This window comes from Cellulosilyticum sp. (assembly GCF_982396655.1).
Window position 1 is genome coordinate 1 of record NZ_CEVXFV010000073.1, and the last position, 17,049, is coordinate 17,049.

Annotated in this window: 10 protein-coding genes; 2 read left to right on the forward strand and 8 right to left on the reverse strand. The window is 35.6% G+C overall.

Annotated elements, in window-relative coordinates; all coding sequences use genetic code 11:
- Positions 1-133 precede the first annotated feature (133 nt).
- Positions 134-5,491, reverse strand: a complete 5,358-nt coding sequence (locus AC1VAQ_RS19260) for a stalk domain-containing protein (protein ID WP_302599165.1) — start codon at positions 5,489-5,491, stop codon at positions 134-136.
- A 240-nt stretch (positions 5,492-5,731) separates the two neighbouring features.
- Here AC1VAQ_RS19260 and AC1VAQ_RS19265 point away from each other — a divergent pair, with 240 nt between their 5' ends.
- Complete coding sequence (locus AC1VAQ_RS19265; protein WP_302599167.1) at positions 5,732-7,078, forward strand: YibE/F family protein; 1,347 nt, start codon at positions 5,732-5,734, stop codon at positions 7,076-7,078.
- Between the two features lie 318 nt (positions 7,079-7,396).
- Here the strand turns inward: AC1VAQ_RS19265 and araA are convergent, their stop codons facing one another.
- The 4 genes from araA to AC1VAQ_RS19285 form a co-directional block, all read right to left on the reverse strand.
- Complete coding sequence (gene araA / locus AC1VAQ_RS19270) at positions 7,397-8,887, reverse strand: L-arabinose isomerase (RefSeq protein ID WP_330697611.1); 1,491 nt, start codon at positions 8,885-8,887, stop codon at positions 7,397-7,399.
- Positions 8,888-9,334: 447 nt separating this feature from the next.
- Complete coding sequence (locus AC1VAQ_RS19275) at positions 9,335-10,204, reverse strand: carbohydrate ABC transporter permease (RefSeq protein WP_302599168.1); 870 nt, start codon at positions 10,202-10,204, stop codon at positions 9,335-9,337.
- A gap of 3 nt (positions 10,205-10,207) precedes the next feature.
- Positions 10,208-11,107, reverse strand: coding sequence for a carbohydrate ABC transporter permease (locus AC1VAQ_RS19280; RefSeq protein WP_302599170.1), 900 nt, complete (start codon positions 11,105-11,107; stop codon positions 10,208-10,210).
- A 62-nt stretch (positions 11,108-11,169) separates the two neighbouring features.
- On the reverse strand, positions 11,170-12,567 hold the full coding sequence (locus AC1VAQ_RS19285) for an ABC transporter substrate-binding protein (protein WP_303244309.1): 1,398 nt from the start codon (positions 12,565-12,567) through the stop codon (positions 11,170-11,172).
- Positions 12,568-12,967: 400 nt separating this feature from the next.
- On the opposite strand from AC1VAQ_RS19285, the gene AC1VAQ_RS19290 reads away from it, so the two are divergent.
- The gene (locus AC1VAQ_RS19290; RefSeq protein WP_302599172.1) at positions 12,968-13,894 is read left to right on the forward strand and encodes an ArsR/SmtB family transcription factor; all 927 of its coding nucleotides are present in this window, start codon (positions 12,968-12,970) and stop codon (positions 13,892-13,894) included.
- Positions 13,895-13,995: 101 nt separating this feature from the next.
- Here AC1VAQ_RS19290 and AC1VAQ_RS19295 read toward each other — a convergent pair whose 3' ends face one another.
- From AC1VAQ_RS19295 to AC1VAQ_RS19305, 3 genes are all read right to left on the reverse strand, one after another.
- The gene (locus AC1VAQ_RS19295) at positions 13,996-14,238 is read right to left on the reverse strand and encodes a DUF6171 family protein (protein WP_302599173.1); all 243 of its coding nucleotides are present in this window, start codon (positions 14,236-14,238) and stop codon (positions 13,996-13,998) included.
- Complete coding sequence (locus AC1VAQ_RS19300; protein WP_302599174.1) at positions 14,239-15,735, reverse strand: alpha-N-arabinofuranosidase; 1,497 nt, start codon at positions 15,733-15,735, stop codon at positions 14,239-14,241.
- Between the two features lie 79 nt (positions 15,736-15,814).
- Entirely contained in the window at positions 15,815-16,774 is a 960-nt protein-coding gene (locus AC1VAQ_RS19305; protein ID WP_302599175.1) for a glycoside hydrolase family 43 protein, read from the reverse strand.
- Positions 16,775-17,049 lie beyond the last annotated feature (275 nt).

A 17,049-nucleotide genomic window follows, 5' to 3' on the forward strand; every position in this document is an offset into this window, starting at 1 on the left:
AGTCAATTCTACTTATTATCTAGGAAAGTAGAACTTTCCTAGATAATAAAAAAAGAAGTGCTGCGAAACTATTTTACTAGTTTCACAACACTTCTTTGGTCTTTTCAAATCAACTTATTATCTTATTGTTTTATTATTTTACAATCACAATCTCTTGTGCTGAAGGTACCCAGATTACATTTGCACCGAGTCTCTCAGAAATATATCTGATTGGCACCATTGTTCTGCCGTTCATAATCATAGGTGCTGCTCCAAAACCTTCAATTTCTTTATTAATTGTCATTTCAAGTGTTTGGTCACCCATTGCGATACCCACTGTTTTTTTCTTATTATCCCATTTGATTTCTGCGCCAAACGCTTCTGCAATAAATCTTAGTGGGACCATTGTTCTTTCTTCTACAATTACAGGTGCTGCATCTAATGCATGATTGTTATCATTAATGATTGATGTTTTATTGTTAATTACCAGATTAATGCTAGTAAAGCCTTCTGTTTTAGCCACAAAATAGTTACCTGTTTCATTTACATATGTTGAAACTGTTCCTTTTTCTGCATCTAATTTACCACCGAAGAGTTTAATTGCAAGCTCTCCTTTTTCATTTACATCAATTTTTACAATCGCAAGCTTATCTGTATCATTGATAGCTGCTTTATCTACTGTTAATGTCAGCATTGCAGGCTCTGTAAAATCTTTACTTGCAACAGCTACACCTGCTGTCATAATCATATTGTTATTTTTCTCATTATAAGCTTTAACAGCTTTAGCCACAGCATCACTTACTTTAGCAAATGTTACTTCTATCTTTGATTTTGTTACAACACTTGTACCTGCTAATGTTTTGTCTTCTGTCTTATTAGGTTGACTGCTTGATGAACTACTACCTGATGAACCGCTTCCTGATTCGTCATCGGATGAATCATTTGGTGGTGTACTTGGTTTATCATTTGGTGTATCGCTTTCTTGTTTTTCTGTACACACGACATCTTTTCGATCACGTATACGAATACGAGGTGCGATTCCGGCAAACGATTCGTCATAAGAAGCAAGCCCTACTACCGTAATGTCATTTCCTACTATTGCGTGCTCTACATCATATGATGTTGTAATGTAACCATCAATAAATACTCTTGCTGTATCTCCAGCCTTATCTTTAACCATAATAGTTTGAATCAGTCCATTTTCTTTTTCCACTGCTACGATATTACCACTAAGTGAAATTAATTTACCAAGTACTGACCCGTCATTAATTTGTTTTGCTGTAACCACTTCAGGCGCAACTACTCCACCTGTACCTATCTTTTCAATAGATGTTACTGCAAGCTGTCTTTCACCTTGGTAAGAACTTGTTGTTCCTGTGACACGTACTTTATCACCAATTTTAAAGTCACCTGAAACAGGGAAACAGTTAATACCTGCTGTCTCATCTTGAATATAAATACAGTCGAAGAATGCTGTATCCTTATCGTATCCTGATGCATTTGAAGTCACAATACCTTCTACAGTATATTTAATGCCTTCACTTTCTTCTGCCTGTACTTCACTAATTGATGTGATTTCAGTTGGGTTTATAAATTTAACTAGGTTTTCACAGATGTTATAATTTGAATAATTCTTTTCTGCATTTGTATCTTCTACTGTTACTTGTACTTCAAAGTTTGACATGAATGCTGCACCTGAAACAACGATAAGCCCTTGGCTGCCGATTTGCTCTGATGCAAGCACTAAGAGTCTGTCATCCCCTTCTGCAACTGGATATTTAGGTATATCATCTCCAGCTACGCCTACTTTATCTGTATTCTTTGAATAAGTTGTAGCATGCCCATATACAACTGGTGTTACTGTTTCTGGTATTTCACTTGTTGGATTTCCTGCTTCATCAACTGTATAAATAGAAGCGCCACCATATTGACTAAATACTTGTGAATAAAGTGTATCATTAGGATGTTCTTCATCTACTTCAACGCCTTCCATAAGGAAGCTGTCTAAGTTGTAAGTTGAGAAGTAAAGTCTATAAGACTGTCCGCCATTTGATGTATTATCATTTGTACCATCATCACCAATTCTAATGCTTGAACCAAGCGCTGCTAATAGTTTGTTTTGTTGTGCTGACATATGATCTTCTTCTGGGAATTGGCCATAGCTTTCATAAACATCTGACCATCCTGCAACAACCACTGTTCCGCCAGCTTGATTAAATGCTTTGATAGCTGCTATTTCAGCATCTGTATAATTTAAATAAGGGTCACGTAATGCTGAACCATTGCGTCTTGAAGGTGCAGTAAGGACTAATGCTTTATATTTACCTTCTGCATTTTCGCATGCTTTAATTAAATCTTCACTTGTATTAAGTTGTACTGTACGCACACTTTGTCCCGCTGCAAGTTCACCGAAGTTACCCATTGAATCTTTGTAATTTCCAGCTACATATTCATTATAATGTGACGCATCAATACCAATATAAGCTAGTTTTGAAGCTTCTAATATATCTAATGTAATGTCTTTTGTAAATGTAAGTTCTTCACCACTTACTTCAATTACAGCTGTTACAGTAATTGTTGTCATTTTTGCCACTTCTGGCATAAAGCCGTAAGTCACATCGATTGAACTTGATGAAGGAATAGTTTTTACTTCATTATCTGTATATAAGATTTGTGAACCGTTTGTTGTATAAGTAATCTTTTTAACTTTTACATCTGCAGATTCTGCATTAAAAAGATTTGTTGTAAGTGTAAGTTCTTCCCCTGTAACAGGTGTTGAAGTCCCACATTCTACAGAAGAAATACCTATTTTCATGGTTTCGCCAACCCATACTGGTGCTGTTACAGCAAGATCGCCATCTTCCTGTGTCACGCGGATGTAGTAATAGCTTACTGCATCTGAAGCATCCATCTTGCAGCTTAAAACACCTGATTCAAGCTCTGCAGCATTATCCCATGTATAAGCTACTTTACCTGAGTTAACAATAACTTCTACTTTTGAAATTTTATCCATGCTATCAGGATCATTCACTTCAACATTTATTTCTACTGTCTCAGGTTTTTCTGATATGATTGACCCTAATTGCTCACCATTAAGTGTATAGTAGATTTCAAGGTTTTTATCTTCTGTTGCATACATACGTCTTTCACGAATCGCATTATATAAACCTTGTTCTGTAAAGTCATCTGTTAAAATAACGTCGCGGGCATCATTGGCATTTCCCCATTTACCTTTATGGTTATCTTGGTTGTTTGTAGGTGCCACATGCCATCCTTTATCTAACGCGATTGTATATTGTTCATAACTTGGATAATATCCGCCAGAGCCGATAGCTCCTTCTCCATTTCCGACCTCAACCATTTTTACACGTGTATCAATTGTTGCATTCCAATACGCGAAATCTGCAAATGTACCAAATGTTTTACCAGGGTGATTAAGTTGTGAAAGTGAATCTTCACCCTCAGGTTGGCTTAAAAGGTTATAATATGCTTTTAAGCCAGCATCATTTGTTTTGTTATTAAGTGTTGCATTATTACGTGAAACGATACCTGGTGTATTAAATGTATTGATATGACCAGGGCCACCTGACCATGTCATCTCAAAGCCACCAAGCGCAATTACATCTGTATTTTCAGCATTGAACTCATTCACAGTATTCTTGAACTTATTCCATATTGCTTGACTATTTGCTGTTGCCTTACTCATATCATAAAGCGCTTCTTCAGGATTAGCTGCAGTTTTTTCATCAAAGTAGTTTGAGTGATCTGTAAAGGCCACGAAATCTACATTTGCTGACTCTGGAAGATTCTTAATATAATCTAACGCCGCTTCAAGTGTTCCTGAACCATCTGAATATGTTGTATGTGAATGAAGCTGACCAAAGTAAAGTTGTGCTTCTGCTTCTCCTACTGTAAATGACCATGATTTAGTAGTTTCTTTTCCATCTGCACGTTTTAACACTACTGTCACATTGTAACGTTTATCTTCAAGTTCTACAGTAGGTATGTAAGATGCTTCATTACCCTCTACTGTCATTTCAGCATTTTCAACAAGCGTTGTTGAACCTGCTTTAAGTGTAAGGCTTACTGTTGGGTTTTCACCTGCATTACCAAATGCCACAGTAATCTCTGGTTTTTTATTATCCCCTGTTTGGCTTCCTTCTGCAGGTGTTACCTTATTGATAACAGGAATATCAATAACTGTAATCTCAGCCGTAGCTGAAATTGCTTGCTCCTTAAGATCAGTAGCTGCAACGCTTACTATTAATTTATCGCCTTTTACCTTTTCAGCAGGAATAACTGCTGTGTATACATCATTTTCTAAAGTTACCTCAAGTGCTGTTTCATCAAGCGTAACACTTACATCTTCTTTCACGCCAAATACTGCATCAATTGTAAATCTTAATTCATATGGTTCATTTGCTGAAGCCTTAAATGATCCTGTAAAGTTTACAGTTGGCTCATTTACAACACCTTCTGTTAATGAAGTATTTGAACATGGATAGAATTTAAAAGTAAAAATATCCTTATCTGTTTCATTATGCTTGCTATATGTTTTATAAGATCCTGAGTAGTATTCAAGATATTGGCTATATTTATCATTAAATTTTGCTGTGCGGCTTTCCATTGAATAACCGCCATTGTAGCTTTCAAGTTTCCAGTCCGCATCGTCTGATGCTTCTTTTTGATAAAAGGCATTGCTACCTGTACCATTTGAGCAAAGATACCCATCATTTTCTGTTCTAAAACGGAAGTATTCTCCATTTGTCTCTACTGTAAATACACGTGCTCCATTAGAAGCATCTACTGTATTATAGCTTACCTTAGCTGCTACACTTTCTACTGAAGGACTTGTTTCATTATCATCCTGACCAGCAAGAACGCCTTTAGCAGATACATTGTAGATGACTACTTCATCGCCATCTTTAAGATTCACCTGTTCTCCTGATGAATCTCCTTCTGTTGGTGGTATCTCTTCCTCGCCTGCTTCTCCTGTATACTTAAAGAGCGCAAAGTTTGTAATATAACCTGCATTATTAGCAACAGTTGAATTCTTATACGCTCTTATCTTATACCCTACGCCTTTATTAACTGCTAGTATAACTGTATCTTCACCTGCGCCCTTAAATGCAAAAGTACCATCTTCTAGGCCTTCAAATTCCCAGTTATATTCGCCATTTTTTATACCATTTTCATTACCACCCTTTGGCGCAATATAAATTCCGCTTGGATCAGCAATCTTTACTGTTTCATCTTCATTAACAGTAATTGTCCATGCTTCCCTTGCACTATTTGTATTAAGTGACGTCAATTCCTTGGTAGTAACCCATGTTCCATCCAATTTATCAGGATAATACGTACCATTAATACCTGCATCTGCAACTAGGATATATTGTCCTGTTGTAACCTCTTGTCTTGTTGTGATTTGCTTATAGCTTCCCATGTCTACGCCAACTTCTGCCATTAAATTGCTAGGCAGTATGTTGAAAATCATAAGAAACACAAGAAGCATGCTCACACTCCTTTGTTTGAATTTGTTAAACATAATCAAAATCATCTCCCTTTTCATCTTATATCTACTTATTCCAAAGCATTCTCACTATTTTAAATTCATTTTTATGTCTTTTTCTACCCTTATTTAGTTAAATTTTTGTAAACTTTAATTTAATATTTAATTCTAGTTCACTTCTATCGACATATATCACATAAATTGTTAAACTACACATAAAGAAACAATGAAGGGAGATTTATTGTGACAAGTAAAAAAATAACTTTGAATAAAAATAAAATCATGACTTATGCAGTTCTATTGGCATCTATATTACTCTTAATAGGACTTTTCTTCCTTGGTCATGTAGATAAAGAGGATACCGAAAGCTGCACTGGTATCGTTAAAAGTGCAGAAGCTGAAACTATATCCGTACAGGTTTCAACAGGAAAATATCTAGGGCAAACATTTGAAATCCAACTTAAGCCTACTGAATCCATTCCTCAAAACGGTTCAACCATTGCCTTACAAATCAAAAACACGCATGAAGGCCTTATGGCATATATCGTAAATGGCTATGCTACCTACGAATCAGGTATTGTAAAAGAAATTCTTTCTGATTCATGTACCGTAGACCCTATTGCAGAAAATACTTATCGCGGTGAACAAACCCTCTCCGTACATATTAAATCAGGTCAATATGCTGGCATGGATTTCATGGTTACCAATGCCGTAGGGCCTATTTATAATCAACCTATGGAGGTAGGTGATAAAGTCTCTGTTATTTTATCTACCGACTTCGATGGTTCAGTCAGAGGAAGTATTTATGAGTACAATCGAACAACTGCTGTCTGCGTAATTCTTGGACTCTTTTTCCTATTTACATTACTTGTAGGCGGAAAAACAGGGGCTAAATCACTTCTAGGACTTGTGATTACACTTATTTCACTATTATTTATCCTTCTACCACTCTTACTTAAAGGATATCCTACACTTATAACAACTTTCGTTATATGCGCAACTGTGGCATTACTGTCATTGATATTACTCGGTGGGATTCAAGAAAAAACCATCTGTGCCTTCTTAGGAACAGTATTTGGCATGATTTTCGCCATTATTTTTGCTGCACTCGTTGGAAAACTAGCACGCATCGACGGTTTACGAATGGAATACGCCGAAGCACTTTTACAGCTTAGACAAACAGGTGCCTCAAACGTAGGTATCAAAAATATTGTTACAGCAGGCGTTATGATTAGTGCCCTCGGTGCCGTAATGGACGTTGCCATGAGCATCAGCTCCTCTATGGCTGAAATTAACCGCGTTAATCCAAACCTAACACGCCGTCAGCTTTGGTCATCCGGTATGCACATTGCTCGTGATATGGTGGGAACAATGACAAATACACTCGTCCTTGCAATCTTCGGCAGCAGCTTAATGCTTATTCTTTATCTCTATTCACTAGAGCTCTCTGCAAACCAGTTTATTAGTTCATCCTATCTTTCCCTAGAACTCATAAGCTCCATCGCAAGTTCAATAGGCATCATCCTTTCAGTTCCACTAACTGTAACGATTTGTGTCTTAGTTCTTAAAAATAAAAACCAAGCTTCATAAAGAAGTGTTAATCAGTTACTTTAAAAACTAAAGAAGAGGCATATCAAACTATCTAGTAGTTTTGATATGCCTCTTCCTTGTCTTTATCTATTTGGTATAAAACTTATACCCTTACTACTTCTTCAGCCCTAACCGCCCCCTTAAGCTGTTCGAAAATGCTGCCGCCTACCCTCAACCCTGGCTGGTGTGGATAAGATAGATATATAATTTTATCTCGACTTCGACCGTAGGGAGGGAGAAGGAAAACTATATATCTATCTTATCCATGCCACCTACACAAAAAAGGCGGCAGCACTTTCGCAACCACCTTTCATATTTTTATTTAAATGCAATACTATTCCAACGAAGTTCATTTTTAAAGTTACGAATCGTTGTATCTTTATCAATATAAACAGCTTCAATACCCATAGCTGCTGCCCAGTCTCCCATTTGCTCTGCTGTTAAATCATAAGAGAATGCAGTATGATGTGCACCACCTGCTAAAATCCATGCTTCTGCACCAGTTGTTAAGTTTGGTTCTGGTCTCCAAAAAGCTGAAGCTACTGGTAATTTAGGCATTGGTGTATCTTGTGGTAAACACTCTACTTCATTGATAATGAGTCTAAATCTGTTACCCATATCAATTAATGATGTTGCTACACCTCTACCTGCTTTAGAAGTAAACACAAGTCTTGCTGGGTCTTCTCTATTTCCCATTGTTAATGGACTTACTTTGATGCTTGGTTTTACATCTGCAATAGATGGACATACTTCTAACATATGTGATTGTAAAATTCCCTCTTTACCTGGCACTAAGTTATAAGTGTAGTCTTCCATAAATGATGTTCCCTTAGCATTTTTAATACCCTTCGTCATAACTTTCATAAGGCGCACCATAGCAGCTGTTTTCCAGTCTCCTTCCGCACCGAAGCCATAACCTTTTTCCATTAAACGTTGAATTGCAAGTCCTGGTAATTGTTTAAGCCCTGCAAGCATCTCAAAGTTTGTAACAATGGCATGGTAGTTTTTCTCTACTAAGAACCTTTCAAATCCTATCTCAATAGCAGCTTGAACAGCTACATGATCTCTAAACTCTTTTTCATCTCTGCCTTCTAATAAAATATCATACTTACTATAATATTCATCTATTAACGCATTCACATCAGAAGGATTGACACTTCTTACATATTCATCGATATCTGTAATATTGTAAGCATCAATTTCCCAACCAAATTTAATATGTGCTTCTACCTTATCCCCTTCTGTAACAGCTACATTTCTCATGTTATCTCCAACTCTTACAACACGAAGGTGACTACTTTCCATAATACCAATAGCTGTTGCCATCCAGTTTGCAATACGTTCTTGAACTTGTTTGTCTGCCCAATGACCTACAATAACCTTTCGCTCAATCCCCATACGACTCACAATATGACCAAATTCTCTATCCCCATGAGCAGATTGATTCGTATTCATGAAATCCATATCAATCGTATTATATGGAATCTCCTCATTAAACTGTGTATGTAAATGTAAAAGAGGTTTTCTATACTCTTGAAGTCCTAAAATCCATGACTTAGCTGGTGAAAACGTATGCATCCAAGTAATAACCCCAGCACACTCCTCATCTGCATTTGCTTCATTAAAAGTTCTTCTAATAGAGGCATTATCGATTAAAGTCGGTTTTAATACAACCTCATAAGGCAAAATCCCCGATGCATTTAATCCTTCCACAATCTTAGCCGAATGCTCCGCTACAACTCTTAAACACTCTTCACCATACAAATCCTGAGATCCAGTTGCAAACCAAAATTTATACTTCTTACTCATATCAATACTACCTCCATATTATTATCCTAATATCTTTCAAATTTTTTTCCCAAAAATATCCACACTCCCCCCACCTAACATCCTTCATGCATGTGGGTAAATCAGACATATCCACATCTTACCCATCTTATTACCGCTCAACTAACCTCGTAGATGTGGATAAGCTGGCATATATCATTTTAGCTCGACTTCGACCCCAGGGAGAAAGCTGAACACTAATATATGCCCATCTTTTTTCATTCTCTTTCAAACCTTTCACAAGGCTTTTGCTAAAAGTCCCCACACTCGCGCCACTCAATTACCTTGATGGGTGTGGATAAGCTGGCATATATCATTTTAGCTCGACTTCGACCGCAGGGAGGGAGATGGAAAATGATATATACCAACTTATCCACGCCCCCACTATTCCACCGCGGCGTCCACACTTTCAGCAACCAACCCGCGTGATTATCCTTTGACAGCCCCCACAACCATTCCATCGATAAAATATCTTTGAAAGCAAAGGAACACAATAAAGATTGGTAAAATAGCAAAACAAGATCCTGCAATTAATAAATCATAGTTATTGCCATAAGGCGTTAATAATGTATTTAAACCAATTGGCAATGTGAACTTATCTGCACTTCTAAATACAAGTAGAGGCCAAAGCATATTGTTCCATGCACCCATTGCACATAAAATACCCATTGCAGCAAACGCTGGTTTTGTAATAGGTAACATAATCTTAATGCAAATACCATACTCAGATGCACCATCAATTCGCCCTGAATCTAAAAGTTCCTTAGGTAACCCTATTAAAAATTGTCTAAAGAAGAAGATGGTAGAAGCACCACATAATCCCGGTAAAATAACCCCTGCATATGTATCAATAAGCTTTAAACCAATAATCTCTTTATAAAGAGGAAGCATTAAAATTTCAAAAGGTACCATCATTGTTGCAATAACTAATATAAATAACACATTTTTTAGCTTAAAGTTATACATAGATAAACCATACGCTACAAAATAGCAAATGATTAAAGTTAATGCAACTGAAACAAGTGTTAGCCACATACTATTTCCAAACCATGTGAAGTAATCATGCTTCCCTGTAAATAAGTATATATAGTTACTTAAAGACATCTTTTCTAAATCAAAGCTTAAAGATAAGCCATAACGAATTAAATCTTTACCAGGTCTAAAAGAGGCTACAAATATAACTAAAAAAGGAAAGATCACTAGAAGTGATAATAAAGTAAAAAAGCCAGTACTTATCACAGTTAAAATCCTATTCTTTCTTGTAACACCCATTGTATTCTTTTCAGCTACAACTTCCATATTCTAGTCCTCCTCCTTCTTAAATGTGCCACTTAAAACAAGTTGTGCAAAGTTAATAATTAAGGCAATGACAAGTAGTACAAGCCCGACTGCAGACGCATAGCCTAATTGGTTTTTCTCAATACCACGACGATATAAGTAACCTACTATTGTTAAGCCAATATTATTAGGTGATGCATTACCACCCCATAACATAAAGCTTTCAAGGAACATAGATAAACCAGCATAAACACTAATTGTTAAAACATAAACCGTTGTTGGTTTTAAAAGAGGTAATGTAATATAACGGAATTTTTGAATCGTACCAGCACCATCAATCTCTGCTGCCTCATAATAAGTCGTATCAATACTCTTAAGTCCAGCTAAGAAATAGAGCATATTAACTCCTGTCCATCTCCAGCAAGCTAATGTTAATAAAGCAAGAAGACCTGTCGATTTCATCTTAAGCCATTTAATAGGTGCCATTCCAAAGTAAGCTAAGAATTGATTCATTTGTGAACCTTCAAGTTCCCCAAACATCATTCTAAAAATAGTACCTGCTACAACAACAGATGTTAAAGAAGGTAAATATAAAAGTGCTTTATAGATGCCTTTCGCCTTGACTAAACGGCTCTCCATCAAACAAGCAAACATCATTGGAAATGGAATTAAAAGCACTAATGTTAAAAGCATATATTGTACGCTATTTAAAATAGCTGTGTGGAAAGTTTTATCTTTTAATAATTTTGTATAGTTACTTAAACCTACCCATTCTACTTCTCCTGGTAAAATAGATTGAAAACTCATTGTTACTGTACTAAACATAGGGTAAATCCAGAAAAACGCAAAACTTAATATGAAAGGTACCACGAAAACATATGGTGCTACCTTTTGAGAGAAAATCAATTTTTTTACTCGTTCCATATATCCCCCTACTTTCTTTATTTATAGAAAGCACCTTTTTTCAGGTGCTTTCTAATTTTATTCTAATATTCAAGTTCTAATTCGCCTTGTGCTGTTGCTAAGCTTTCATCTACATCAGCACCATTTTCAAGACAATCATTTAAAATAATTGTACAGAACTGTTCATTAATAGATGGATTAATCTTACCAACTTTGATTTTACCAATTTCATTTTCAATCTCATTTAATGTATCAAATGGATTAGTTACAAAGTATTGTAAGTATTTATTATTTGGATCCTTTGTGATTGTTTCATCTGTCCAGATTGTTGTATTACATGTATCAAATCCTAAGTCTTCCCAAATATTAACGTTACCATCATAAGAAAGTTTAGCCCATGTTAAAAACTCAGCTGCAAGTTCTGCATTTTCACTTTGCGCTGAAACAACTGTACCTGTTCCACCGATACCTACTGAACGAGGTTGCCCTTCTTCATAAACTGGACAAGGTGCAATAGCCCAAGTGTCTGTCATCTCTGGCATATAGTTAAGGAATCTTGACATATACCATAATGCTTTAGGGAATGAAGCAATATTGCCTTCGCTAATGTTAGCAAATCCTTCTTCACAATCCACCATACCGTTTGGTGAAATCATCGCAATACCTTCATCTAACCATTCTTGTTGCATTTTAATCATATTTTTAACTGAATCAATTTCAATTTGTGGTGCACCTTCATCATCTGTATAATCTTCACCGCATTCTGCCATGCTGAGCCATAACCAATCTGTACCAGATGTATCTACACTTGTCATACATACTTCACCATTAGAAGCTTCTTTTAACTTTTGACCAGCCGCTTCATAATCTTCCCAAGTTTTAATCGTTGTATAATCAATGCCATATTCACTTAAGATTTTTGTATTATAGAACATAACCGTTGCACCAACATGTGTTGGAATACCATAGTAATTACCGTCCTTACTATAGATATCTAAACGAGATTGTACAATGTCATCTTTATAAGGTGCGACATAATCATTTAATGGGATAAATGGTACTTGCCCTTGTAAGTAGTTAGGGAACTGACCAATCTCAATATCACAAATATCTGGTGCCCCTTGTCCTGATTGGTTTGCAAGTGTTAACTTATTATGCATATCACCATAAGGATAAGTTGTAAAAGTAATATTTAATTGTTTATCAGGATTTTGCTCATTCCACTGATTAAGCATCTTAGCATAAAATTCAGCATGTAGTGCTACGAATGTCCACATTTCAAGGTGAGGTGCATCCTCCGGTCCCACTGTTGTAATATCTTCTGCCTCAGCTTCCGTTTCTTCCGTACCTGCTTCTGCGCTTGCCTCAGTATCTGTATTTTGTCCATCTGTGCTAGCTGTTTGACTTGTACCACCACAACCTACTAACATTGTTGAAATCATTGCACTTGCTAATACCATTGAAAAAAACTTGCTTCTCATATACATATCCCCCTGTACTATTAATTTCTAAAATATTTTACTCTTTCACTGGATCATTATAGTTTTCACTTTGCAAGCAACATCTGAAGTAGCAAATTGTACGATTTTTTTTCATTGTTTCCTTTCTATTTGTGCATATCAAATACTTTTTGTTTTGATTCCCTTTATTTATAAGCATAATATACAATACAACGATTATGTTGTCAATAATTTTCAAAAATATTTTATATTTTATTTAATAATTAATATTTTCTATCAAATATATTTTTAATTCTAACCTATTTAATCTCCCTTTTAGCTACATATTCCCCAAAATATTGTTAAAAAGTTGACTACAAAAACATTATTCATTATAATATTTTAGAAAACACTAAATATTCCTCACCTTAAGGAGGTACATATGTTACATATTAAATCATTAGATGAAGGACTTGATATTTTTAAAGCACTCGGCTCTGACGTACGCTTAGAAATCATCAAGCTTTTACTCATTAACAAAGAAATGAATATGAATGAATTGGCTACAAAATTAAACATTACAAATGGTGCGCTTACAGGACATATCAAGAAACTAGAGGATGCTGGCCTAATTACTATTGTCAATGAATTTAGTGGACATGGTAATCAAAAGAAATGCTCAGTTCACCTCGATAAAATATTGATTGAACTAGATTCTAACAAGCAATACGATAATATTTACCAGACAGAGGTTAAGATAGGTCACTATAGTGACTATAGTGTTTATCCAACTTGCGGTCTCGCATCAAGTTCACGAATTATTGGTGAAGTAGATGATACAAGATACTTTGCTCATCCAGATCGCTATGATGCCACTATTCTTTGGTTCACAAAAGGCTACGTAGAATATATTATTCCTAATTTCATTCCTACCTCTCAAAAAATTGATGAAATCTGTATTTCAGCTGAATTAAGCTCCGAAGCACCTGGTGTAAATGATAATTGGCCATCAGACATTCATTTTTATCTCAATGATGTTTGTATTGGTACCTGGACAAGTCCTGGTGATTTTGGTGATATTCGTGGTCTCTTTACTCCTGAATGGTGGTTTCCTAACTGGAATCAATATGGCCTTCTAAAATTGCTCGTTATTAATAAGCATGGTACCTTCATAGATGGCTTGAAGATTTCAGATACAACCATCCAAGAGTTTAACTTAACTTATAAAAGTACAATCAAATTTAAACTAGCAGTCCCAGAAACAGCTAAATATATCGGTGGACTTACCATTTTTGGCAAAGGATTTGGCAATTATAATCAAGATATCAATGTTCGTATCACCTATAGCCCTATCCCTCAAACTAAATAATTGCCTAATTACAACAAAAGAGCCTATGAAAATTAGTGTAAAATCTATTTTCATAGGCCTCTTATTTATTAAAACTTATGTGTCTCAATCCTAATATAATCTTACCAATGTTTAGAAGGACATTTATTAGTTCTCACAGCTGCACGCATCTCTACAAAGCAACCACACACCCTACACACCCCATTTTGAAGCGAACTACAAGCCTTACACGTTTGCAATCGCTCTTCATATAATGGATTTTCGGCCTTGATTTCTTCATCTAATTGGGCAATATACGTAAACATATTCTCATAAGCCTCTTTTTCATCTAGTTCACTTACTAAGCAATGCTTACATACCCTCATTTATTTCACCACTAAATGAAGTACGCTACATGCTGGAATCGTATAACGAATACCTTGCTCTGTCAGAGTATAATCTGTAAATGCTTCTAGTTTTACATTGTCAGGATTTTCAAAAGTATTGTAAGCAGCCATTTGATTTGTTAGAATTTCACCTTCTACTTGATTTACTTTATAATCCGCAAAAATGCTTTCTACCTCATAAGCCTGTGATGTCGATAAGTTATTAATTGTTATATGCATATTTCCTTCTGCATCCATTGATACTGATTCTTGTAAATTTGGCACCTTATTCTCCTCGGTACCAATTTCATCTGCTTTTAAGTAACTATCTATTAACGTTGCGTCCTGATGATGTTTATACATATAGAAAACATAATATGTTGGTGTTAAAACCATTTTCTCACCTTCTGTAAGAATAACAGATTGAAGCACATTAACCATTTGTGCAATATTCGCCATTCTTACACGATCACTATGCTTATTAAAGATATTCAAAGTAACACCTGCTACTAAGGCATCTCTCATTGTATTTTGTTGATATAAAAAACCTGGATTTGTCCCTGGCTCAACAGTAAACCAATTTCCCCATTCATCTACAATTAAACCAACCTTTTTATCTGGGTCATATTCATCCATAATTGTACCATGACGTACAACTAATTCTTCCATGTATAATGCTTTCTTTAAAGTCTTATACCAAACTTCCTCATCAAATTGTGTAGCACTGCCTTTAACCTCCCAGCCTTCAGGATGAACATAGTAGTGAAGTGATAGCCCATCCATATGACCATGTAAGAAATCTGGTGTATTCTTAAAGCAAGTTTCTAAAACGCCTTTTGTCCAAGAATAATCAGCCACATTTGGCCCTCCACATACCTTAAAAATAGGTTCCTTACTATAATTTCTAACATAAGTTTGATAACGTCTATATTCATTTGCATAATACTCTGGCGTCATATTACCACCGCAACCCCAGTTCTCATTACCCACACCAAAGTAATGCACTTTCCAAGGCTCTGGATGTCCATTTTTAGCTCTTAAATCTGCCATTGGGGAAACACCTTCAAAGGTCATATACTCAACCCATTCACTCATTTCCTGAACAGAACCACTTCCTACGTTTCCATTAATATAAACTTCGCAGCCCAATTGCTCACAAAGCTCCATAAATTCATGTGTTCCGAAACTATTATCTTCTACTACACCGCCCCAGTGTGTATTAATCATTTTTTTACGTTTTTCTTTTGGTCCAATGCCATCTTTCCAATGATACTCATCTGCAAAACATCCACCTGGCCATCTAAGCACAGGTATTTTCATATCTTTTAATGCATTTACAACATCATTTCTCATACCCTTTGTATTTGGAATCGTTGAATCTTCTCCTACATAAATCCCCTCATAAATTCCTCTTCCTAAATGCTCTGCAAAATGACCATAAATTGCTTTGTTAATTTTACTCTTTTTATAATTCGGATTAACATACATCTTATACATACTAAATTCCCCTTTTCATATCTTTTATTATTTATGAAATACTTAAATACACATAAAACACCATTAAACCATAAAACGCTTAATCTTCATAAGTAAAAATTGGACGTCCACTCTCATCAAAATTAATCTTCATTAACATCGTATGACGGTTTGGATTATAAAGCGGGTCTCCTACAATCTCCTTCTCCGTTCTCGCATGATAAACCATCACAACCTGACCATCCTCAAGCTCTGTAAAACAATTATGCCCAGGACCAAAAATCCCTCTTCTCTCGTCTGATGCTAATACTGGTTTTGCTTCCTTATGCCAAGAACGTGGATCTAATAAATCAGTATCTTCATCTGCCCACATTAAACCAATACAATACGCACAACCTGTTTCACTGGCTGAAAATGTTAAGTATAATTTTCCCTCATGTTTTAAAATAAAAGGCCCTTCATTAACCCAGAAACCAACTCTCTCCCAATCATAATCCGGCGTTGTTAATAAAACTTGTGCTGTCTTTAACTTATAAGGACTTGCCATTTCTGCAATATATAAGTTAGAAATCTGCTTACCTACACCTACCTTCTCTGCCCATACATAATAACGCTTTCCCTTATTTTCAAAAACAGTGGCATCCAATGAAAATGCTTCAAAGGAAAATGGATCTTCATCTGCCCTTTGCATTTTACCTTTCTCTTCCCATACACCCTCTAGAGGATTCTCATCCCTACATTCCAACACATATGGACGAATTGCCCAAATATCATCTTTATCCCCTGCCGCAAAGTAAATATACCAACAGCCATCTATAAAATGTAATTCTGGTGCCCAAATATGTTTACTCATAATGCCAGAATCATGTTTTACCCATACTGTCTGTTCTTCTGCACACTTGAGTTCTTGTAACGTTTTTGCTCTTCTTAAAACGATACGATCATATTCTGGAACAGAAGCTGTAAAATAATAATACCCATCTGTATGCTTTAATACATATGGATCAGCACGTTGTAAAATCCATGGTTCATTATATTTTAAACCTTGACTTCCTCTCATTATGTACTCCCCTTTTCAAGTTTTGTTTAAATTATTTTAATTTTTACTAAATTATAGCTTAACAATTCTTGAAAATCAATGGGTTCTTTTTAATTTCCCCATTTTTACTAGGCTATTTTTTATATTTTTGTGAAATATTATTAATTAATTAAAAAATAGTTTAGTTTTTTACTACGGATATGACTTCGTTTGTGACACCGCTCTGTATTTTTAAATTTACATAACAAAAAAGACATCCTATCGGATGCCTTTACTCGTTCTTATACTCTGAAAAA